This window comes from Polaribacter irgensii 23-P, assembly GCF_000153225.1.
Lineage (GTDB): Bacteria > Bacteroidota > Bacteroidia > Flavobacteriales > Flavobacteriaceae > Polaribacter > Polaribacter irgensii.
In genome coordinates this window covers 1,382,842-1,404,772 of sequence record NZ_CH724148.1, presented here as the reverse complement: position 1 = coordinate 1,404,772, position 21,931 = coordinate 1,382,842, and the positions used below count along the sequence as shown (strand labels likewise).

Annotated in this window: 14 protein-coding genes, 1 tRNA gene and 1 rRNA gene; 6 read left to right on the top strand and 10 right to left on the bottom strand. The window is 38.6% G+C overall.

Going from position 1 to position 21,931, the window contains the following annotated elements:
* Nucleotides 1-367: 367 nt before the first annotated feature.
* A complete protein-coding gene (locus PI23P_RS06225) occupies nucleotides 368-640 on the top strand; it encodes a hypothetical protein (RefSeq protein ID WP_004569910.1) in 273 nt (90 codons plus the stop codon).
* A 1,079-nt stretch (nucleotides 641-1,719) separates the two neighbouring features.
* Here PI23P_RS06225 and PI23P_RS06210 read toward each other — a convergent pair.
* The 8 genes from PI23P_RS06210 to PI23P_RS06175 form a co-directional block, all read right to left on the bottom strand.
* A tRNA-Val gene (locus tag PI23P_RS06210) sits at nucleotides 1,720-1,794 on the bottom strand.
* Nucleotides 1,795-1,908: 114 nt separating this feature from the next.
* Nucleotides 1,909-3,117, bottom strand: a complete 1,209-nt coding sequence (locus PI23P_RS06205) for a bifunctional folylpolyglutamate synthase/dihydrofolate synthase (RefSeq protein ID WP_004569908.1) — start codon at nucleotides 3,115-3,117, stop codon at nucleotides 1,909-1,911.
* A 64-nt stretch (nucleotides 3,118-3,181) separates the two neighbouring features.
* The gene (locus tag PI23P_RS06200; RefSeq protein ID WP_004569907.1) at nucleotides 3,182-3,988 is read right to left on the bottom strand and encodes a hypothetical protein; all 807 of its coding nucleotides are present in this window, start codon (nucleotides 3,986-3,988) and stop codon (nucleotides 3,182-3,184) included.
* Between the two features lie 43 nt (nucleotides 3,989-4,031).
* Nucleotides 4,032-4,424: an ExbD/TolR family protein gene (locus tag PI23P_RS06195; RefSeq protein ID WP_004569906.1), complete on the bottom strand. Its 393-nt coding sequence runs from the start codon at nucleotides 4,422-4,424 to the stop codon at nucleotides 4,032-4,034.
* 86 nt (nucleotides 4,425-4,510) lie between these two features.
* Complete coding sequence (locus tag PI23P_RS06190; protein WP_004569905.1) at nucleotides 4,511-5,197, bottom strand: MotA/TolQ/ExbB proton channel family protein; 687 nt, start codon at nucleotides 5,195-5,197, stop codon at nucleotides 4,511-4,513.
* 118 nt (nucleotides 5,198-5,315) lie between these two features.
* Entirely contained in the window at nucleotides 5,316-6,710 is a 1,395-nt protein-coding gene (nhaD, locus tag PI23P_RS06185; protein ID WP_004569904.1) for a sodium:proton antiporter NhaD, read from the bottom strand.
* A 13-nt stretch (nucleotides 6,711-6,723) separates the two neighbouring features.
* On the bottom strand, nucleotides 6,724-7,956 hold the full coding sequence (locus tag PI23P_RS06180; protein WP_004569903.1) for a Glu/Leu/Phe/Val dehydrogenase dimerization domain-containing protein: 1,233 nt from the start codon (nucleotides 7,954-7,956) through the stop codon (nucleotides 6,724-6,726).
* Nucleotides 7,957-8,142: 186 nt separating this feature from the next.
* Nucleotides 8,143-9,201: an anhydro-N-acetylmuramic acid kinase gene (locus tag PI23P_RS06175; RefSeq protein WP_004569902.1), complete on the bottom strand. Its 1,059-nt coding sequence runs from the start codon at nucleotides 9,199-9,201 to the stop codon at nucleotides 8,143-8,145.
* An 89-nt stretch (nucleotides 9,202-9,290) separates the two neighbouring features.
* Here PI23P_RS06175 and PI23P_RS06170 point away from each other — a divergent pair, with 89 nt between their 5' ends.
* The gene (locus tag PI23P_RS06170) at nucleotides 9,291-10,433 is read left to right on the top strand and encodes an acyl-CoA dehydrogenase (RefSeq protein WP_004569901.1); all 1,143 of its coding nucleotides are present in this window, start codon (nucleotides 9,291-9,293) and stop codon (nucleotides 10,431-10,433) included.
* A 112-nt stretch (nucleotides 10,434-10,545) separates the two neighbouring features.
* On the opposite strand, the gene PI23P_RS06165 is transcribed toward PI23P_RS06170, so the two are convergent.
* Nucleotides 10,546-11,328: a tRNA pseudouridine synthase A gene (locus tag PI23P_RS06165; RefSeq protein ID WP_004569900.1), complete on the bottom strand. Its 783-nt coding sequence runs from the start codon at nucleotides 11,326-11,328 to the stop codon at nucleotides 10,546-10,548.
* Nucleotides 11,329-11,600: 272 nt separating this feature from the next.
* Between PI23P_RS06165 and PI23P_RS06160 the strand changes: the two genes are divergently transcribed.
* The 4 genes from PI23P_RS06160 (at nucleotide 11,601) to PI23P_RS06145 (ending at nucleotide 20,498) form a co-directional block, all read left to right on the top strand.
* On the top strand, nucleotides 11,601-12,593 hold the full coding sequence (locus PI23P_RS06160) for an outer membrane beta-barrel protein (protein ID WP_004569899.1): 993 nt from the start codon (nucleotides 11,601-11,603) through the stop codon (nucleotides 12,591-12,593).
* Between the two features lie 87 nt (nucleotides 12,594-12,680).
* A complete protein-coding gene (locus PI23P_RS06155) occupies nucleotides 12,681-13,979 on the top strand; it encodes an ammonium transporter (RefSeq protein WP_004569898.1) in 1,299 nt (432 codons plus the stop codon).
* A 539-nt stretch (nucleotides 13,980-14,518) separates the two neighbouring features.
* Entirely contained in the window at nucleotides 14,519-19,030 is a 4,512-nt protein-coding gene (gltB, locus tag PI23P_RS06150) for a glutamate synthase large subunit (RefSeq protein WP_004569897.1), read from the top strand.
* Between the two features lie 4 nt (nucleotides 19,031-19,034).
* Nucleotides 19,035-20,498 carry a glutamate synthase subunit beta gene (locus tag PI23P_RS06145; protein WP_004569896.1) on the top strand — a complete coding sequence of 488 codons (1,464 nt, stop codon included), beginning with the start codon at nucleotides 19,035-19,037 and terminating at the stop codon, nucleotides 20,496-20,498.
* Nucleotides 20,499-21,118: 620 nt separating this feature from the next.
* Here the strand turns inward: PI23P_RS06145 and rrf are convergent.
* Nucleotides 21,119-21,228, bottom strand: a 5S ribosomal RNA gene (rrf, locus tag PI23P_RS06140).
* Nucleotides 21,229-21,931: the final 703 nt, after the last annotated feature.

Genomic DNA, 21,931 nt, shown 5'->3' with positions numbered 1-21,931 from the left:
CTACCTTCCGTTTACACATAGGTTGTGTGTAATCACGAAAAAACATGAAAAAGAGAATCCTTCTAACTTTTCTACTAATTCCACATCTATCTAATAGGCAAAACTTCAAACAGATATTAAACAAATTAAATCAAGAAAATCAAAGATGTTTGGATAGAGACCATAATATGTATAATTGTTCTAAAAAATATTTAATCCAATCTGATAGTATTTTAAATATCGTTTTACACTTTGTTAGAAAAGAACTTTCTGAAAGCAAAAAAAATCGTTGAGAAAAGAGCAATTTATTTAGATTGAGAAAAAAGAAAAAAATTTTAAAGATATTGACAAACTAAATACTGATTTTGGAAGTGGTTTAGATGATTTAATGGTCAGAAATCAAAAAAAGTCAGATTTCATAAATAAAAGCTCAAAATATTTAATCGATTATTCACCAAATAAAGTCTCTAGTTCAGTTCATAAAAATATTACTGACTTAATACCTTTAAAGTTTAAACTATTTGAGAAAAAATATGATGATTTAAATAAAGATGGACTGCAGGATTGTGTGTTAATAGTAGAAGGTACAGATAAGAACAAAGTAGTTGATGTTGAATTTAGAAGAATTCTTGACAGAAATAGAAGAGGAATTATTGTTTAATAAATCAAGTTAAAGGAATTTACAAACCTTTTCTAAAAAATCATGAATGTTTCTCTTCTGAAAATGATCAAATAGGAGTGCACTTCCTGCCTGAAAAAAGCAGTCGTGCAGCCATCGAAGACCGCTACTGCAAATACAATCGGTATACGCGTTGCGCTTGGATTTTTATTCAGCACTAAAAATTATCGAATAGGGATGCACTTCCTGCTTAAAAATGTCGTTGTACAGCCCTCGAAGACCACTACTGCGACTACAATCCATATGCGTGTTGCACTTGAATTTTTGTTCAGTACTGAAAAGGATCAAACAGGGATGCACTTCCTGCCTGAAAAAAGCAGTCGTGCAGCCCTCGGAGACCGCTACTGCAAATACAATCTTTATACGCGTTGCGCTTGGATTTTTATTCAGTACTAAAAAGGATCAAACAGAAATGCATTTCCTACCTAAAAAGGCCCTTGTGCAGCCCTGAAAGACCGCTACTGAAACTGCAATCCTTCTGCACGTTGCGCTTGGATTTTTATTCAGCACTAAAAATGATCAAACAGAAATGCACTTCCTGCCTGAAAAGGCCCTTGTGCAGCCCTCGAAGACCGCTACTGCATCTGCAATCGGTATGCGCGTTGCGCTTGGATTTTTATTCAGCACTAAAAAGGATCAAATAGGGATGCACTTCCTGCCTGAAAAAAGCAGTCGTGCAGCCCTCGGAGACCGCTCCTGCAAATACAATCGGTATACGCGTTGCGCTTGGATTTTTATTCAGCACTAAAAATTATCGAATAGGGATGCACTTCCTGCTTAAAAATGCCGTTGTACAGCCCTCGAGGACCACTACTGCGACTACAATCCGTATGCGTGTTGCACTTGAATTTTTGTTCAGTACTGAAAAGGATCAAACAGGGATGCACTTCCTGCCTGAAAAAAGCAGTCGTGCAGCCCTCGGAGACCGCTACTGCAAATACAATCCTCATGAGCAGCGCTCATGTAGTCTTTTTTGTTTTAAAAAAAAATGACGAAGCAAGCTTCTCATCTTTTAAAACAAAAAAAATCCTGACGAAAAATCGTCAGGATTGTGATTGATGTGGGCAATGAGGGATTCGAACCCCCGACCCTCTCGGTGTAAACGAGATGCTCTGAACCAACTGAGCTAATTGCCCGTTATGTTTTAATTCCTAGCCGGAAGGAATACTTAGATCGTATTGATAGTTTCTCTAAGCGGTTGCAAATATAACACTGATTTTTAATTTACCAAACAAAAAATGAAGTTTTATTTAAATTATTTCAGCAACTACAAACGTACTTCCACCCACATAAATCATATCTTGCTGATTTGCATTTAATAAGGCCACTTCGAATGCTTTCTTAACAGAAGGATACACCGCTCCAAACAAACCAAATTCTATTGCTTTTTCTTGCAATATCGTTTCAGAAAGCCCCCTTGGAATGTCTGGCTTGCAAAAATAATACTGCGCATCGCTAGGAAAAAGTGGTAGTATGTCTTCTAACTTCTTATCTGAGACCACCCCTAATACAAAATGTAAGCGCTCATATTTTTCTTTTTGTAACTGCGCAAAAACCTCTACCAAACCTGCGGCATTGTGCGCAGTATCACAAAGTACCTTCGGTGCTTCTTGTAAAATTTGCCAGCGTCCTTTTAAATTTGTGTTTTTCACCACCCCCAACAAGCCTTTTTTTATAGCCTCCTCAGAAACCTCAAAGCCTTGCAACGCGCGAATGGCAGCAATCGCTGTTTTTACATTTTTCTTCTGATACGCTCCCAACAAATCTGTGGGATAACTTTCTTCTATATCTGACGCAAAATAAAGTGGTGCTCCCCCCGCAGACGCTTTTCCTAGAAAAACACTTTTTACCAACAACTGCTCCTCTCCAATAACAATGGGCGTGGTCTCTTTTATAACTCCTGCCTTTTCAAAGGCAATCTCTGGCATGGTTTCTCCTAAAAACTGCGTGTGATCCAATCCAATGTTGGTAATTACAGCAACTTCTGGCCGAATGATATTGGTAGAATCCAACCGTCCACCCATGCCCACTTCTACAATGGCAATATCCACTGCTTCTGCAGCGAAATAATCAAATGCAAGCCCTACAGACATCTCGAAAAAAGACAATTTTTGTGCTGTTAAAAAGTTCTTGTTCTTTTGTATGAAAACAGTCACCTTATCCTCAGAAATTTCCTGTCCATTGATACGGATTCTCTCCGTAAAATTTTTCAAGTGGGGTGAAGTATACAAACCCACCTTATACCCTGCCTCCTGTAGTATCGAAGCCAACATATGACTGGTAGATCCTTTTCCGTTCGTTCCCCCTACATGGATTGATTTGAACTTCTTTTCAGGAAAACCCAGTTCTTTAGAAAAAGCGAGAATATTTGTAAGATCCTTTTTAAAAGCAACCTTCCCTTCGCGTTGGAACATCGGCAGCTGCACGAACATCCAAGCAAGCGTTTCTTTGTACGTCATTAAAAATAAATTGATCGCTATCTTTCAAAATTGAAAGCGCATTTTAGGGCACAAAGATACGAGATTATTTAGATAAGCTAAACTTATAAATGATGGTTCCAGTTTGAATTGCAGGTGCTTCTGTATCTACATTCCAACGCGTGCTAAGTGCGGCTTCTTTTGCCGGTTTGGCCAAACAAGGCGCCGTATTTGTGGTGCCTTTGACCCCAGGAATTGCGCTGAGTACGTTTCCCTTTTTATCCACGGTAATTTGCACAACAACAATGCCTTCCTCTTGACAATTGGGCTGTTTCTTTGGAGTTTCTAAGACCTTCCTTCCCGCTAAATTGTAATTTCCGTTGGAAGCGATTCCCGTATTCCCATAGTACTTCGCAGTTTCTGCAACTCCCGTGTTCACTCCTTTTGTGCCAGCTACAGCATCTGGTCCAGCACCTTGTTCTGGCCGTTCTGCACGTGTGCCACTCAGTAATTTATCTAATGCTGCCTGATTTTCTTTGGAGGGTTTTCGTATTAGCTGCTTTTTTTCAGTGCGTACTTCTGGCACTGCTGTCTTTTTTATGGCTACTTTCTTCAAGACAGGAACCGCATCTGAAGCATCGCTAGTAAGAAGCGCCTCTGCAACCACCTCTTCTGAAACTTCCTGAATATTTTCTATTTCGGAAACACTGCTTTTTTTTTGCGAACTTTTTTTTGCTTCCACAGGAACACCGCTGCCAATCACCGCATCTCCATAGTTTATTGCCACACCATATTCTGCTGGTGGATCCAAGTAATCCAAACCAAGATTGAAAATCGCTAAAATTATAAGCAAAAGGATTCCAGCGGTAATTGCCGCTGACTGCTTTTTGTGCTTGCTATTTAATACTTTCATGCTTTTTTTTATATGCGCATTCGGTTGACTACCTTCGAAGGCGCTATTTGCCTTTCACAGCTAATATCATTTTTAACTTATTGCGATTCGCAATGTCTATAACTTGCATCACATTTTTATATGCCACTTCTTCATCTCCACGAATAATGACTGTTTTTTGCTTGTCACTTCCAACCGTGCGCACAACTACTGCTTCCAAATTGTCTGCATGTATCAATAACTTGTCAATATAAAAAAGACCCGCATTTGTAATTGTAACCGCTACAGCAGCACTATTTTCTGTTTTTCCACTTGCTTTTGGCAATAAAACATCAATTGCACTCACAGTGACTAAGGTTGACGTCAGCATAAAAAAGATGAGCAACAAAAATACAATGTCTGTCATAGACGACATGTTAAAAGTTGGATCTACCTTATTTCTTCCACGTAAGTTCATTGGTCTTAAAATATTTAAAAATTAAAAGCCGAGTGCTTAAAAGTTTGGTGCGCTGCCATTACAACACTGCTAATCATAGCAGCTGTTTATACAGGCTCGTTTAATAAATCTAAAAACTCGACAGATTTAGCCTCCATCTGGTACACCACTTTGTCTGTTTTTACCACCAAATGGTTGTAGGTCATATAGGCAATAATCCCCACAATTAAGCCCCCTACCGTGGTCGTCATCGCAGTATACAATCCATCGGAAAGCAACTTGATATCTATTTGACCCCCAGCATTTGCAATTTCGTGAATGGCAATAATCATTCCTATAACCGTTCCTAAAAAACCAATCATCGGCGCCACTCCCGAAATGGTTGCCAATACACTGACATTTTTTTCTAACTGATACACTTCGAGCTTACCAGCAGTTTCAATAGCTGTATTGATATCGTCTAAAGGTTTTCCGATCCTTGAAATTCCTTTTCCTATCAATCGCGCTGTAGGAGTATTTTTACTTTTACAAAGGGCATCTGCGGCATCCAATCTTCCGTTAGAAACATGGTCTCGAATCTGATTCATAAAATTCTCATCTATTTTGGACGCTGTTTTAATTGCAAAAAACCGTTCGAAATAAATATACAAAGCCACTGCTAACAATACAAACAAGAGAGAGAGAATCAAGCGTCCTCCAATACCTCCATCCATAATTAACTTGTAAATAGAGAGGGTTTTCTCTCCACCAGCAGCTTCTAAAAGTGCCGTATTTTCTTGAAAAAATGATATCATTTCCTTATAATTTTTATCTGTAAGCAGAACGTGCGTTCCTGTTATAAATTGTTTAAAAACAAAAAAAATGCCATTTTAAAACAAATCAAAATGACATTTTTACACTACTTTATATTCTTTAAACGAAGGATCGAATCACTACAAAAGCGACAGAACCTACTAAAAACCCGATCAATGCCAACCATGATATTTTCTTGAAATACCAAAAGAAGTCTATTTTCTCCATTCCCATTGCCACAACGCCTGCTGCCGAACCTATGATCAACATAGATCCCCCAGTACCTGCCGAAAATGCAATAAAATGCCATAGTGGATTGTCTAAAGGTTCTGAAAACATCCCTAAACTTGCAGCCACTAATGGTACATTATCGATAATTGCAGAACCAATTCCCAATAAAATAACAACAAAATCGGAAACCACCGTTCCATCCAACTCAGAACCGATTAAAGGAATGCTTTGCTTGAGACTGTCTGCAAAATTAAATAAAATCCCCAAAGACTCTAAAGCCGCAACTGCCATTAAAATTCCCAAGAAAAATAAGATACTTGGCATTTCTATTTTAGACAAAGAAGCGTGCACGGGACTGTGGTGTGCATTCTCATCTGACTCTGCACTGTCGATACTAGAAATTGAAAACTTTGAGCGACTGTATATTTCTGCAAACGTTGCAACCACTGCCAAAGACAACATCATTCCCACATACGGTGGCAAGTGTGTAATGGTTTTGAAAAAAGGCACAAATAAAATAGAACCCAATCCTAAGTACAACATGCGCGCACTGTATTTATTTTTTGGCTTTTCATCTTCCGTTTCATCCACCGCAATATCGCCTTTAAAAGCGGTTAAAAAAGTCGCAATAAAAGTAGGAACTACCATACACAATAACGATGGGATAAATAAGTAAGAAAATAATTTTCCCGTACTCACCTTGTCTCCAATCCAAAGCATCGTAGTCGTAACATCTCCAATAGGTGAAAAAGCGCCTCCTGCATTGGCAGCGATGATGATTAAACCTGCAAACCAAATTCGGTCATCTCTGTTCTTGACAATTTTCTGTAAAATTGAAATCAATACAATCGTTGCCGTTAAATTGTCTATGATCGCAGACAATATAAAAGCAAGCACGGCAAACATCCATAAAAGTTTCTTTTTACTTTTAAAATTTACATAGCTTTTAATCGTTGCGAATCCATCGAAATAGTCAATAATTTCAACAATGGTCATCGCCCCTAAAAGGAAGACTAAAATTTCTGATGTTTTGCCAAGATGGTGCAATAAGGTTTCTTCTACCAAATGCAATTTATCATCATGTGGCATCGTAGCAAAGCCTTCGACCAAGCCATGAGTGCTAGAGTCAAACCAATTAGAAAAACTATCAATCCCCAATGAAACAACCGCCCAACAGACAGCCATCATGATTAAGGCAGGAATTAACTTGTCTAATTTTATATTATGCTCTAGCGTAATGGCCAAATACCCCATTACAAATACAATGATAATGATTGCTTCCATATTTCTCTCTAATTTAAATTAACTGTTTCAATGCAATTTCAAAAGCAGTGGAACAAATTTTTGTTTTTGAAGCGCTTACAGCAAATGTTTTTTGCAACGCTTTTTTTATAATTTCTGAGGTGTCGTTAAAAATATCTTTGTCGCGCATTGGCAACGTTACCCTTGCCTCCATTAAGTACGCAAATACTCTTGCAATACCACAGTTGGAAATAAAATCTGGCAACAAGCTGACGTGGTTATCTGTATGCTCCATTATAGGACCGAAAAAAATTTCTTTGTCTGCAAAAGGAACATTTGCACCCGGAGAGATTACCTCTAACCCCGCAGTGATCATCTGCTGAACTTGTGTTCTCGAAACCAATCTAGAAGCGGCTGCAGGAACAAAAATTTCTGCTGGCAGACTCCATATCTTCTCATTGATGTCATCGAACGACAACATATTTTCGGCAACCAATTGATTTCCGTCTTTGGCTAAAAACAACTGCGTCATTTCTTCCATCGAAAATCCATCCTCTTTGAGAATCCCACCTTCTCTGTCAATAATACCGACTACTTTCGCGCCTAACTGGGTTAAATAATACGCAGCAGCTGAACCTACATTTCCAAATCCTTGAACAATGGCTCTTTTTCCCTTTATACTTCCACCATAAATATCGTAATAATGTTTCACCGCTTCAGAAACACCATACCCCGTTAACATGTCTGCAACCGTATATTTTCTTGACAAATCTGGAGAGAACTCTTTGTTCTCTAACACTTTGATAACTCCCAAACGCAGTTGCCCAATTCGATTGATTTTCTCTGCCTCTGTTGGTTTGAAGTGTCCGTTAAAAATACCTTCTTGTGGATGCCAAACACCACAATTCTCCGTAATCGGGATGACATCTTTATCGGCATCGACATTTAAATCGCCACCAGTACCGTAATAATGTTTCAACAACGGAGTGACTGCTTTATACCAGCGCTCTAAAACTTGTCTTTTTCTTGGATCGTTGGGATCAAAATTGATTCCCGATTTAGCACCTCCAATAGCAGGACCAGAAACCGTAAACTTGACTTCCATTGTCTTTGCTAATGAGAGTACCTCATTTTTATCTAAACCTTTTCGCATGCGCGTTCCCCCACCAGCAGCACCGCCTCTTAGTGAATTGATAACCGTCCAGCCTTCAGCCTCTGTTTCTGGATCTTTCCAATGAAAAACGATTTCAGGTTGTTTGTTTTCGTATATTTTTAATAATTCTTTCATCCTATATAATTCTAAAATTCTAACTTATTTTCTAATTTTTATGCGCGATGTGTACGATACATATTCGTTTAGAGAAGTTAAAGCTGTTTCATTACTTGAGGGTCTTTTTAGATTTGTAAAAATGAGTACAATAATTAACAAACTTACTGTAAAAAAAACAATTCTGTAAACTTTTTAATCCAAAAACTATGGTAAAAAAATAACTCCTGAAGAGTGGTTTTTAATAGCCCCAGTCACACTCTTTAAGCAATTGATCTGATTGTCAATGCGCAACCTCCCTAAAAAAGCAAAAATCAATGCTTCCTTATAATGAATTACGGCATCAGAGGGTTGAATTACTTTACACTGCGATCGGTATTGGATTCTTTCCATTAAAAAAGTATTAAAAAAACCACCACCAGTAACCAAAACGGAATCTGAATTTTGAACAACCTTGGCTATTTGCATTGCAATGTGCTCGACAAAAGTTCTTAAAATAGAAGGAATATCTGTTTCGTGCCTTGCGATTACCGGCAGTATTTCCTTTTGAACCCATTCTAAACCCAAAGATTTTGGTGCTGCTAGGCTGTAAAACGCCAATGCATTTAAAGATGTTAGAAGGGGGAGATTTAAGACTCCTTCAGCTGCAATGGCTCCCGATGCATCATATTCAAGTCCTATTTTATTTGAAAATAAATTCAATACAATATTTACAGGACAGATATCAAAAGCCTTTCTTTCCCCCTCTTTTTCAAAAGAGACATTGGAAAAACCACCTAAATTCAAACAAAATTCATAGCTCGGAAATAACAAAGCGTCTCCAATAGGGACTAAAGGTGCACCCTGACCACCGAGTTGCACATCTTGCGTTCTAAAGTCGCAAACTACTTTCTGTTGGGTTATTTTCGCAATTGCTGCACCTGCACCTACCTGTAGCGTGCTGCCTTTTTGAGGTTCGTGCAAAATTGTGTGGCCATGTGATGCAATAAAATCGATGTTTTTAATTTGATAGTTGCCAATAAAACTTTGGAGAACCTGCCCCAAGTGCTTGCCATACGTTTGGTCTAATACCCTTAGTTCCTCCGCAGAGAAATGAATTGCCTTTTGCAGTTCTTGCTTCCATGCTGTCGCATACGCGATCGTATCAGCATGTACAATCTCAAAAAAAGAAAGGTCATTTTCAAGAAACTTCACATACACCAGATCAATGCCATCTAAAGAAGTTCCAGACATCAACCCAATAGCAAACAGGTGCTTTTCATTCATATCTGTAAAATTAACAAATGTCTGCTAACAATACGTCACGAAATCGATATCTTTGGCACTTACTCACAAGAAAATAATAAAAATAAACCATGGACTTTAGTTTAACAGAAGAACACATTATGATTCGTGATGCCGCAAGAGATTTTGCGCAAACCGAATTATTACCAGGAGTTATCGAAAGAGACAACAAGCAGGAATTTCCCCAAGAATTAGTGCGCAAAATGGGTGCTCTCGGTTTTATGGGCATTATGGTAGCCCCAGAATACGGGGGTAGCGGAATGGACACCATCTCGTATGTTTTGGCAATGGAAGAACTTTCTAAAATAGATGCTTCTGCTTCTGTCATTGTTTCTGTAAACAACTCCTTGGTTTGCTATGGCTTGCAAAGCTATGCTTCGGAAGCTCAGAAGCAAAAATATTTAACAAAATTAGCAACAGGAGAGTACGTAGGTGCCTTCTGTTTGAGCGAGCCCGAAGCGGGTTCTGACGCAACTTCACAAGCAACAACTGCAGAAGACAAGGGAGACCATTACCTTCTAAATGGCACAAAAAACTGGATTACCAGCGGTGGTCGTGCAGATGTATATTTGGTGATGGCCCAAACAGACAGAGAAAAAGGACACAAAGGCATCAATGCTTTTATTGTGGAAAAAGGCGCAGAAGGTTTTCATGTAGGCCCCAAAGAAGATAAATTGGGAATCCGAGGGTCAGACACCCATACTTTACAATTCAACGATGTAAAAGTACCTAAAGAGAATAGAATTGGTGCAGATGGGTTTGGATTTACATTTGCCATGAAAACGCTTTCTGGTGGTAGAATTGGTATTGCTGCGCAAGCTTTAGGAATTGCTGCGGGTGGCTATGAACTGGCGTTAAAATATTCTAAAGAGCGCAAAGCGTTTGGAACCGAAATCTGCAATCACCAAGCAATCGCATTCAAACTCGCAGACATGTATACCGAAATTGAAGCGGCAAGAATGTTGGTAATGAAAGCTGCTTGGGACAAAGACAATGGTCATAATTATGACATGTCATCTGCAATGGCAAAATTGTATGCAAGTAAAGTAGCCATGGAGCAAACTATAGAAGCGGTTCAGATTCACGGAGGAAATGGCTTTGTAAAAGACTACCACGTAGAACGCTTGATGCGCGATGCAAAAATTACTCAAATCTATGAGGGGACTTCAGAAATTCAAAAAATTGTAATTTCTAGAGGACTTATCCGAGGATAAAATGCAGCCTAAAATCTTAATACATCCTACAAGGTTTTTACAACCTTGTAGGATTTTTTTCTTTTGGCCCTATTTTATAAAAACCAAAAGTCCTAAAAAAACCGTTTTTAAATTACAATTGCAACTCAATATCATACAACTGCAAACCTGAAGAAGGTGCAATATTACGCATGAACTTTCGATCATTGTCTTCTTTTAAAGAAGCAATAATAAATGTGGCATCCAACGTTCCTTTGCCCACCTCAAATAAGGTCGCCATCATCAAACGTATCTGATACCTCAAAAACCCTTTTCCTTGCACCCTTAACATATACGACTTTTCAGGAAAGAAACTGGCAGTTAAAATCGTATTCTCCACAATCTCACAAACGTCAATAACTCTTTTAAAAACAGTTTGAGCCGAAGGCTTGGTACAATACTTATGAAAATAATGCTCGCCCTCAAACAACCTAGCAGCATCCATCATCTTTTTGAGATCAAGGTCTGCGGCCACATTTACCAAAAATGGTGCTGCGAACGGATGATTTTTAGCACCAAAAGAAAAATAATAATGGTATTCTTTACGTTTAGAAGCTTGGATCACATTGTAATCAGTCCCTACTTCTTGAACGGTAATTGCTCGAAAGTCCGGAGGAAAGTTCGAATTTAAAGACGCCAAAAAAGAAACTTCTTTAATTTCAGAATCTCTAAACAACTGAAAATAGTACGCATTTGCTGAAACTTTAGCATCTGTTCTTCCTACACCAATTGTTTTATAAGCGCTGTCCTCAAAAACAAAAGACAATGATTTGTCTACAATATCATGTACTGTTTTCGCATTCAGCTGCTTTTGCCATCCAGAGAAACGAAACCCTAAGAACTCAAGACGAATTAAATAAGAAAAGGTGTATTTCATAGCTGCAAAAGTACAAAAATTACATTTTTTTTACAAAACATGCATTTTTATGGATATAATAAAATTATTGGTTACTTTTTTGCAAACCCTATATTTTTTACCATTCAAAACTATAAAAATAAACAATTATTAATTTTACCCCTATTTTTTTGAGGGTATGTGTTAAAAATATGCTAATATTTTAAATACACCCCTTTTTTAATTTAAAATAAATATATACTTTTGGCCAAGATCAATTACTACAAATTCATAACACAACAAAAACAACTATTATGAAAAAAATTATTTTTACAGCATTACTAGCCGTGAGTTTCATTGCAACAGCGCAGGAAAAAGAAGAAAAAGGAACCTTCACTTTAAGCGGAACTGTAGACGTATATGGAACTGCTAATTTTGTCGATGGAGCGGGAACTCCTGGTATTTTAATCGCAAATCCAGAAAACGCCAATGGTTTTGGTTTGGGATCTGCAAATACTGTATTTGCATATGAAAAAGGAAAAGCAGGTGTGGTTGCCGATTTAGCTTTTGGACCAAGAGCAGATGATGCTAACTTAGCAGGTGCCATCAATCAATTATATGCCTACTACAAGGTAAGTGATCAACTTACAATCACCGCAGGACAATTTAATACCTTCCTAGGATATGAAGTTATTTCTCCAGCAGTTAATTTTAACTATACCGTATCCTATTTATTTAATGCAGGTCCGTTCTCACACACAGGTATCAAACTAAACTATGAGGTTTCTGATGACTTTTCCTATATGTTAGCACTTACAAATTCGCATGCAATCTCAAGTGCTGATGGAAATGTTGGTGGTGAAATGCAGCTTGGTGCGCAATTGGGATACAAAGGGCAATTCTTAAACTTTATTTATGGAGGTGTAGACGGAAGTGGAATTACAGACAATGTCTTTTTCGACTATACAGGAGGATTTGATCTCTCTGATTCTGTATTCTTAGGAATCAATGCTGCCTATTCAAACTCTTCAGATGCAGATGCAGGCTACCAAGGAGCTGCACTGTACCTGCAAAAAACACTTTCTGATAGCTTTGCTTTGGGTTTCAGACCTGAATTTTTTCAAGCAAATGGCGCTTCAGATGCAAGTGTAACTGCCTATACTTTAACTGCAAATGTTTCTTTAACAGACAACTTAAAACTAATTACAGATCTGAGACTAGACTCTTCTGAAGATGCTGCCATTGAAGTATTTGCGGGTCAAAAAAGTGTTTCTGCATTCACAATGGCCGCAGTATACTCGTTCTAATACACGCTCTGATAAAAAAATAAAGCAACTATAAAGGTGTGGAATTTTACAGGCTCTTAAATAAAACATTAATCAAAATCAATACACATGAGTTTATTATTAATAAGTACCCAAGATGCTACTGCGGCCTCAGCTGCAGATTTAGCGAAAGAAGTAGCTCAAATTAACGGAGACATGGGAATGCTATGGATGCTAATAGCAGGTATCTTAGTTTTCTTTATGCAAGCAGGTTTTACCTTGGTAGAATCTGGAATGACCCGCTCTAAAAATGCGGTCAACATTGCAATGAAAAACATTCTAGATATTTGTGTAGGATCCCTTACCTATTGGCTGGTAGGATACTCATTAATGTATGGTGAAACTTCAAATGGTTGGTTTTTCTGGAGTGGTTTATTCCAAGGTGAGGGAGCAGATTTATTCTTCCAAACCATGTTTGCTGCCACTGCAGCAACGATTGTATCAGGAGCCATTGCAGGAAGAACAAAATACAGCACGTACATTATCTTTTCCATTATAATGACCGCAGTTATTTATCCAATTTCAGGAGGATGGCAATGGCAAGGTAGTGGTTGGTTAACAAAATTAGGATTTATAGATTTTGCAGGTTCTTCTATTGTACACTCTGTTGGTGGATGGGCTGCATTAGTTGCCGCTTTCTTAGTAGGACCTCGAATTGGAAAATATGTGGATGGTAAAGTTTTACCAATACCCGGACACAATCAAATACTTGCCACCTTAGGAGTCTTTATCCTTTGGTTGGGTTGGTTTGGTTTTAACGGTGGATCTCAATTAGCCTGGGGCGGTGCAGATGCAATTGGCGCCTCTAATGTTGTGTTAATTACAAATTTAGCAGCAGCAGCGGGTGGACTTGGAGCCTTGATTACTACTTGGATCTGGTATGGTAAACCCAACTTAGCGCAAACCTTAAACGGTACATTGGCAGGATTGGTAAGTATTACTGCAGGATGTGGAAACATGTCTGCTGAAGGTGGTGTTCTTGCCGGTTTAATCGGTGGAATACTAGTCGTGTTCTCTATTGAATTTATAGAGAAAAAATTAAAAATTGACGATGCTATTGGAGCTGCTTCCGTGCACGGGGTAGCTGGTGCTTGGGGTACTTTGGTAATTGGTCTTTGGGGCATAGATGGTGACAAAGCTATTGGATTGTTCAATGGTGGTGGCGCTGCGCAACTTGGAATTCAAGGAATTGGAATATTGGCTTACGGCGTTTGGGCGGTTGCCTTGTCTTTTATTGTTCTTGGAACTTTAAAAGCTACTATCGGCTTGCGTGTGAGTAAGGAAGTAGAAATCGAAGGTTTGGATATTTCTGAACACGGATCTATTGCATATCCAGGAAAAAGACAAAGAGATTTAAAGAACGAATAACAACATTATGTTAGTTGATTGTAAAATCACACAAACCTAAAAATTGGTTTGTGTGATTTTTTTCAAGAAATGTACTTTTAGCTATTTTAAAAAAATGAATTCGTGCATCTTATTTTAAAGAGTTAAAATAAAAGGAACTATTAGAAAATCAAAATACACTACTACGAAAAATGCATCGCATAAAGTAAGTGTTCTTTTTTTGTACTGGGTGGAACCAAGTATTGGAAATGAAAAAAAAGATACGTGTATCAAGGCATCAGCCATAGCAAAAGTGCTATTCAAAGAAGACCTTTCGCAATTATTTTAAAAGACAATTTAAAGAAATTACTAAAATAACAAGCCTAATTGAACCGCAACTACAAAAAGCTTGCAGATTTTTCTGATAATTATGATTTTCTCATTTTAAAAAGATTTAATTATTGTAATTAAATTATTTATATGTAATTTTTGATTTCATCACAAAAATTACATATAATACTAAAATATGTTGAATTTTTCGCAATAAAATATATAATTTAGCGAGTATAATTCAACAGAAAATGGAAAAACAAGGCTTATATTTACCCGAATTTGAACACGAAAATTGCGGCGCAGGATTCATTTGTAATTTAAATGGTAAAAAAACGAATCAGATTATACACGACGCGCTAGAAATTCTAGTAAAGCTAGAACATAGAGGTGGTGTTAGCTCTGACGGAAAAACTGGAGATGGTGCAGGTATTTTAATCGACATTCCCCATGCCTATTTTAAACGCGTTTGTAATTTTCAAATTCCGGAACAAAGAGAATATGCCGCTGGAATGCTGTTTCTTCCAAAAGCAACCAATCAATATAATTTTTGCAAAGCAATTTTTGAAAAAGAATTAAAAGCGCAAGGACTTTCTATTTTAGGATGGAGACAAGTTCCTGTAGACTCCTCTTATTTAGGAGAAATTGCCTTGGCATCAGAACCCAATATAGAGCAACTTTTCGTGGGTAAAACCACTGAAATGGATGAGGCTTCCTTCAAAGCAAAGCTCTATGCTGCGCGTAAAATAGCGGAACACACAATCCGCAAGTCCAAAACTTCTGAAAGTGCTTATTTTTATGTTTCAAGCCTATCAATTACCACCATTATTTACAAGGGCATTATCATGCCTGAGGATATTGGTCCCTATTATAAGGACTTACAAGAAATAGATTTAGTAACGCGTCTGGCTCTAGTGCATCAACGTTTTTCGACGAACACCATGCCTACTTGGGAGCTTGCCCAGCCTTTTAGACACATGTGTCAAAATGGAGAAATTAATACGCTGCGAGGAAATGTAAGTAGAATGCGTGTGCGCGAGGAAATCATGAAAAGTGACGTTTTTGGCCCACAAATAGAACAACTTTTCCCAATAATTTTACCGGGAAAATCAGACTCCGCTTCAATGGATATGGTGGTAGAGCTCTTAACGCATACCGGTAGATCTTTGCCAGAAATTATGATGATGATGATTCCGGAAGCGTGGGAAAAACACAATACCATGTCTGCTGAGCGCAAAGCTTTTTATGAATACAATGGGTGTATTATGGAGCCTTGGGATGGTCCTGCATCGGTGCCTTTTACAGATGGAGATTACATTGGTGCCTTGTTAGATAGAAATGGGTTAAGACCTTCTCGATATACCATCACTAAAAGTGGTAAACTTATTATGTCTTCAGAAATTGGCGTTGTAGAAATCGCTCCAGAGGATGTAAAAGAACACGGAAGACTAGAGCCTGGAAAGATGTTTTTAGTAGACATGAATGAGGGTAGAATTATTCAGGATGAAGAAATAAAAAGTAAGATTGTTTCCGAAAGACCTTACCAAGAATGGCTAGACAAAACACGTTTGCATTTAAAAGACGTTCCAGAAACTACAGAAACCTGTCCGATTGAAACCATCGATATCAAGACCCGTCAGCGTTTATTTAACTACACATTTGAAGATATTCAGGAGGTAATCTCACCGATGGCGCAAAATGGGAAAGAAGCATTGACTTCCATGGGAATTGACACCCCGCTTGCTGTACTATCCGACAGGCCACAATTGATATCAAACTACTTTAAACAACTGTTTGCACAGGTAACCAATCCACCTTTAGACGGCATTCGTGAAGAAATTGTGACAGATATCAGTTTAAATTTAGGGAAAGACAGAAATATTTTTAGTATAACCGACAGACAGTGTCGAAAATTACGCATTCAAAACCCTGTAATTTCAAATAAAGATTTAGAACGTATTCGGAATATAAATGTTGAAAGTTTCAAAGCTGAAACGGTCGAAATCCTATATAAAAAGGCAGAAGGTTTAAATGGCCTCGAAAACGCATTGGATAATATTGTCATTCAAATAGAAAAAGCAATCGCAAATAAAAACAATATCATCATCCTTTCAGACAGGGGTGTTAACCAAGAATTTGCTCCAATTCCTGTGCTACTCGCCTGTTCTTTTGTAAATCATCAACTAAACCGTCTGAGAAAACGTTCTTTCTTCGATATTGTCATTGAATCTGCAGAACCGCGCGAACCACATCATTTTGCAACACTTTTTGGTTATGGTGCAAGTGCTATCAATCCCTACATGGTGAACGAGATTATACGCACACAGGTGAAAGAAGGTTTTATTACTGGCATGGATGCGCAAAAAGCCGTTGATAATTTTAATATGGCAATTGGAAAAGGACTTTTAAAAGTAATGAACAAAATAGGGATTTCTACTTTGCATTCTTACCGAGGTTCTCAAATTTTTGAAATCGTTGGTTTCAACTCACAATTTGTAGAAAAGTATTTTCCATATACTGCTTCAAGAATAGAAGGTATTGGATTGTACGAGATTGAGAAAGAAATTGACCAACGCTACAAGCAAGCATATCCAGACAATAAAATTGATAAAAACTTAGGATTAAATGTTGGTGGAGAATATCGCTGGAGAAGAAATGGGGAGCGACATTTACTAAACCCGACAACCGTTTCTAAATTGCAGCAAGCGGTGCGTTTGAGCGATCAAGCAAGTTATGATGTGTACGCAAAAGCCATCAACGAACAAGCAGAAAACTTGATGACCATTCGCGGTTTGTTTCAATTTGACAATCTAGATCCAATTCCTTTAGAGGAAGTAGAACCATGGACAGAAATAGTAAAGCGTTTTAAAACAGGTGCCATGTCATATGGATCGATCTCCCGTGAAGCTCACGAAAATTTAGCCATTGCTATGAACAGAATTGGCGGAAAATCAAATTCTGGTGAAGGTGGGGAAGACAGAGGACGTTTTCAAAAAGATATGAATGGTGACAACAGAAATTCTGCTATCAAACAAGTAGCATCTGGAAGATTTGGAGTCACCTCTCACTACCTTACAAATGCAAAAGAAATTCAAATAAAAATGGCCCAAGGGGCAAAACCTGGTGAAGGAGGGCAACTTCCAGGCTATAAAGTACTTCCTTGGATTGCGGCAGCCAGAAACTCCACTCCTTTTGTTGGATTGATTTCGCCTCCTCCACACCACGATATTTATTCGATTGAAGATTTGGCACAGTTGATTTACGATTTAAAAAACGCCAATCGCGAAGCGAGAATTAATGTGAAATTAGTTTCTGAAGTGGGTGTTGGAACCATTGCTGCAGGTGTTGCAAAAGCAAAAGCAGATGTTGTACTAATCTCTGGTTATGATGGCGGAACAGGAGCCTCTCCGCTTACCTCGCTAAAACATGCAGGCCTTCCTTGGGAACTTGGTCTGGCAGAAGCACAGCAAACACTCGTTTTAAATAATTTAAGAAGCCGGATTGTTGTAGAATGTGATGGCCAATTAAAAACAGGAAGAGATGTTGCCATCGCTGCGTTATTAGGTGCTGAAGAATTTGGATTTGCAACAGCGCCGCTTGTAGCATCAGGATGCATTATGATGCGAAAATGTCACTTAAACACCTGCCCTGTTGGAATTGCAACCCAAGACAAAGAATTGCGCAAAAACTTTAAAGGAACACCAGAACATGTCATTAACTTCTTTTTCTACATTGCAGAGGAACTTCGACAAATCATGTCTGAACTCGGATTTAGAACCTTAGATGAAATGGTTGGACAAACCCATAAGATCAATTCCAATAAAGCGATTAAACATTACAAGGCAAAAGGTTTAGACTTATCTAGTATCTTATACAGACCTGCAGCGTACCGAGAGATGATTGTTAAAAACACAGAACAGCAAGATCACAATTTAGAGGGTGTTTTAGATTTCACCATTTTGAAAGATTCCCACAGGGCGCTGTATCGAAAAGAACAAATGATTTTAGACTATCCAATAAAAAATACCAATCGTGCTGTTGGCGCGATTGTGAGCAATGAAATATCTAAAATATATGGACATTTAGGACTGCCCGAAGATACCTTAAATATCAATTTTACAGGTTCTGCTGGTCAAAGTTTTGGTGCGTTTAGCGCCCACGGATTGACGTTTATTTTAGAGGGCAATACAAATGATTACTTAGGAAAAGGATTATCTGGAGCAAAACTAATTATCAAGAAACCATCAAAAGCCGACTTTCTTGCCGAAAATAATGTTATTGTTGGAAATGTTTGTTTGTTTGGAGCCGTATCTGGTTCTGCGTACATCAATGGAATTGCTGGAGAGCGGTTTGCGGTTCGTAATTCAGGTGCCATTGCAGTAGTAGAAGGGGTTGGGGATCATTGTTGTGAATATATGACCGGTGGAAAAGTAGTTGTTCTTGGGAAAACAGGAAGAAATTTTGCCGCAGGAATGAGTGGAGGAATCGCTTATGTTTATGATCCAGAAAACCATTTTATAAATGGCCTTTGCAATACGGAGACCATTGACTTTGAAACGGTTACTGGCGACGATGCTGCAGATCTAAAAGCAAACATAGAAAAGCATGTCCTATATACCGGAAGTAAAAGAGGTTCTGACTTAGTAGCAGATTGGGAAACGAGCTTGCTAAACTTTGTGAAAGTAATGCCTACGGAGTACAAAAGTGCGCTAAAACGTTTAGCAACAGAAGAACCAATGTTTGAAGAATTAACAACAGCATAACATTATGGGAAAAACAACAGGATTTAAAGAATTTATAAGACAAGATGAAACCTACACCTCTGTATTAGATCGTGTAAAAAACTATAAAGAATTTACCATTCCACTTTCTGAAAAAGAAGTAAAAACACAAGGTTCTCGTTGCATGGACTGTGGTATTCCGTTTTGCCATAGTGGATGCCCACTGGGAAATTTAATTCCAGATTTCAATCATATGGTGCACCAAGGCGAATGGAAAAAGGCTTCTTGGATCCTACACTCCACGAACAACTTTCCAGAATTTACGGGGCGTTTGTGCCCCGCTCCCTGCGAGCAAGCTTGTGTGTTAGGCATTATAGAAGATCCGGTATCCATAGAAAACATAGAGAAAAATATTGTCGAACGCGCTTTTAAAGAGGGCTGGATAAAACCGCAACCTCCAAAGAGCAGAACAGGAAAAACCATCGCCGTTATTGGCTCTGGCCCTGCAGGTTTAGCAGCAGCACAACAGTTGAACCGGGCAGGACATGCCGTTACCGTATTTGAAAGAGATGATGCCGTAGGTGGTTTACTGCGTTATGGAATTCCGAATTTCAAAATGGAAAAAGGAATTATCGACAGACGTATTGCTATTTTGGAAGCAGAAGGAATCCTATTTAAAACCAACGTTAATATTGGTGTGAATTACGATGTAAAAGATTTAAAAATATTTGACAGTATCGTGTTGTGCGGTGGATCTACTGAACGACGGAGTTTACCCACTCCTGGAATTGACGCGGATGGCGTTGTTCAGGCAATGGATTTCCTAACACAACAGACCAAAGTATTGTATGGAAAAGAGGTGAAAGACCAAATTATGGCAACTGACAAAGATGTGATTGTTATTGGTGGTGGAGATACTGGTTCTGATTGTATTGGGACCTCCAACAGACACAAAGCAAAATCAGTCGTTAATTTTGAGATTATGCCAAAACCTCCAGGTGATCGTTCTCCAACCACGCCTTGGCCTTTTTGGCCTCTGCAACTAAAGACATCTTCATCACATCAAGAAGGAATAGAGCGCAATTGGTTGATCAACACAAAAGAGTTTGTAAAGGATGCTGCTGGCAAACTAATTGCACTAAAAACAGTAAATGTTGCTTGGCAGACGGTACCTGGGCAACGCCCAAAATTAGTAGAAATTGAGGGTACCGAAAAAACATGGCCTTGCGACTTGGCTTTATTAGCCCTTGGATTTACAGGACCCGAAAAAACGTTAGCAGACCAATTAGGAATACACATGGACGCAAGGTCAAACTACAAAGCCGAATACGGAAAATATCAAACCAATGTGCCTACTATTTTTACTGCTGGAGATATGCGACGTGGCCAATCTTTAATTGTTTGGGCTATTTCCGAAGGAAGAGAAGCAGCAAGACAAGTAGACATTTTTTTAATGGGGAAATCTTCGTTACCTTCTAAAGATATCGCAGGTGATCTGGTGCCTATGTAAATCTTCCTATTTAGAAAATTGAAAACTCGTGAATAACTATGCACGAGTTTTTTTTGGTGTGTACTTTACAACCATATAGTGCAGAGTGCAGCTGCTCTCTTCAAACCAATATTTTGATGAGTAAAACTCAAAAGACTTTTTACTGACAATTACTTAATATTCATTTCAATCATAATAGCTCGTGTACATAGCTACTACTTAAAATATTCCATTGCACCATTATCATCCTTTGCCTTTACTTATACGCTTATTGCACTACCTGCTCAATTTTTTAAAAAGGATACCGAATTGTAATAAAGATAACTTACTAAATGAAAAATTTCTGCAAATATCTTATACCAATAAAATATACGTTCCATATTTCATATGCTGTCTTTTCCTCTATTCCGTCTAGTAGAGAACTTTAACTGCAAACAAGAATAAACAATATCAAATTTTAATAAACATGATACGTACCACAAAACTTCTTGTTTAAAAGAGCATACTACTTACAGGATAATTAGATAAAAAAGCGCAGCCCACTGCGCTTCTTTTCTGTACCTTTTCTTAATTTTCTTCCACAAAAAAACCTTATATCTTTTGGATATAAGGTTTAGAGAACTGATTTTACTCAGTTTAAAGAAAGGCGGCGACCTACTCTCCCACATAAATGCAGTACCATCGGCGCAATTGGGCTTAACTTCTCTGTTCGAGATGGGAAGAGGTGAGCCCCAATGCTATAACCACCCTAAATCTTTCAGCTGAACTAGGTTCAACCGTATAAATTAACATATGGTAAAATAATATTGTAAGTAACGAATAAAAAAAGAGTGTCTCTCCCGTCTTGCGACGGGAGAAGTGTACATAAGTCTATGGGTTATTAGTATCACTTGGCTATGACATTACTGCCTTTACACCTATGACCTATCAACGTTGTAATCTCCAACGACCCTTTAAAGAAATCTCATCTTGTGGTGGGTTTCGCGCTTATATGCTTTCAGCGCTTATCCCTTCCCGACGTGGCTACCCTGCTATGCTTCTGGCGAAACAACAGGTACACTAGAGGTCAGTCCAACTCGGTCCTCTCGTACTAGAGTCAGATCCACGCAAATTTCTAACGCCCACAGCAGATAGAGACCGAACTGTCTCACGACGTTCTGAACCCAGCTCGCGTGCCACTTTAATGGGCGAACAGCCCAACCCTTGGGACCTTCTCCAGCCCCAGGATGTGACGAGCCGACATCGAGGTGCCAAACCCCCCCGTCGATATGAGCTCTTGGGGGAGATCAGCCTGTTATCCCCGGAGTACCTTTTATCCTTTGAGCGATGGCCCTTCCATGCGGAACCACCGGATCACTATGCTCTTGTTTCCAACCTGATCGACCTGTATGTCTCTCAGTCAAGCACCCTTATGCCATTGCACTCTACGCACGGTTACCAAGCGTGCTGAGGGT

Excerpts from the sequence above, each read along its gene's own strand:
- PI23P_RS06225 (WP_004569910.1), top strand. The coding sequence starts at position 368 with ATGGTCAGAAATCAAAAAAAGTCAGATTTCATAAATAAAAGCTCAAAA.
- PI23P_RS06205 (WP_004569908.1), bottom strand. The coding sequence starts at position 3,117 with ATGACGTACAAAGAAACGCTTGCTTGGATGTTCGTGCAGCTGCCGATG.
- PI23P_RS06200 (WP_004569907.1), bottom strand. The coding sequence starts at position 3,988 with ATGAAAGTATTAAATAGCAAGCACAAAAAGCAGTCAGCGGCAATTACC.
- PI23P_RS06195 (WP_004569906.1), bottom strand. The coding sequence starts at position 4,424 with ATGAACTTACGTGGAAGAAATAAGGTAGATCCAACTTTTAACATGTCG.
- PI23P_RS06190 (WP_004569905.1), bottom strand. The coding sequence starts at position 5,197 with ATGATATCATTTTTTCAAGAAAATACGGCACTTTTAGAAGCTGCTGGT.
- nhaD (WP_004569904.1), bottom strand. The coding sequence starts at position 6,710 with ATGGAAGCAATCATTATCATTGTATTTGTAATGGGGTATTTGGCCATT.
- PI23P_RS06180 (WP_004569903.1), bottom strand. The coding sequence starts at position 7,956 with ATGAAAGAATTATTAAAAATATACGAAAACAAACAACCTGAAATCGTT.
- PI23P_RS06175 (WP_004569902.1), bottom strand. The coding sequence starts at position 9,201 with ATGAATGAAAAGCACCTGTTTGCTATTGGGTTGATGTCTGGAACTTCT.
- PI23P_RS06170 (WP_004569901.1), top strand. The coding sequence starts at position 9,291 with ATGGACTTTAGTTTAACAGAAGAACACATTATGATTCGTGATGCCGCA.
- PI23P_RS06165 (WP_004569900.1), bottom strand. The coding sequence starts at position 11,328 with ATGAAATACACCTTTTCTTATTTAATTCGTCTTGAGTTCTTAGGGTTT.
- PI23P_RS06160 (WP_004569899.1), top strand. The coding sequence starts at position 11,601 with ATGAAAAAAATTATTTTTACAGCATTACTAGCCGTGAGTTTCATTGCA.
- PI23P_RS06155 (WP_004569898.1), top strand. The coding sequence starts at position 12,681 with ATGAGTTTATTATTAATAAGTACCCAAGATGCTACTGCGGCCTCAGCT.
- gltB (WP_004569897.1), top strand. The coding sequence starts at position 14,519 with ATGGAAAAACAAGGCTTATATTTACCCGAATTTGAACACGAAAATTGC.
- PI23P_RS06145 (WP_004569896.1), top strand. The coding sequence starts at position 19,035 with ATGGGAAAAACAACAGGATTTAAAGAATTTATAAGACAAGATGAAACC.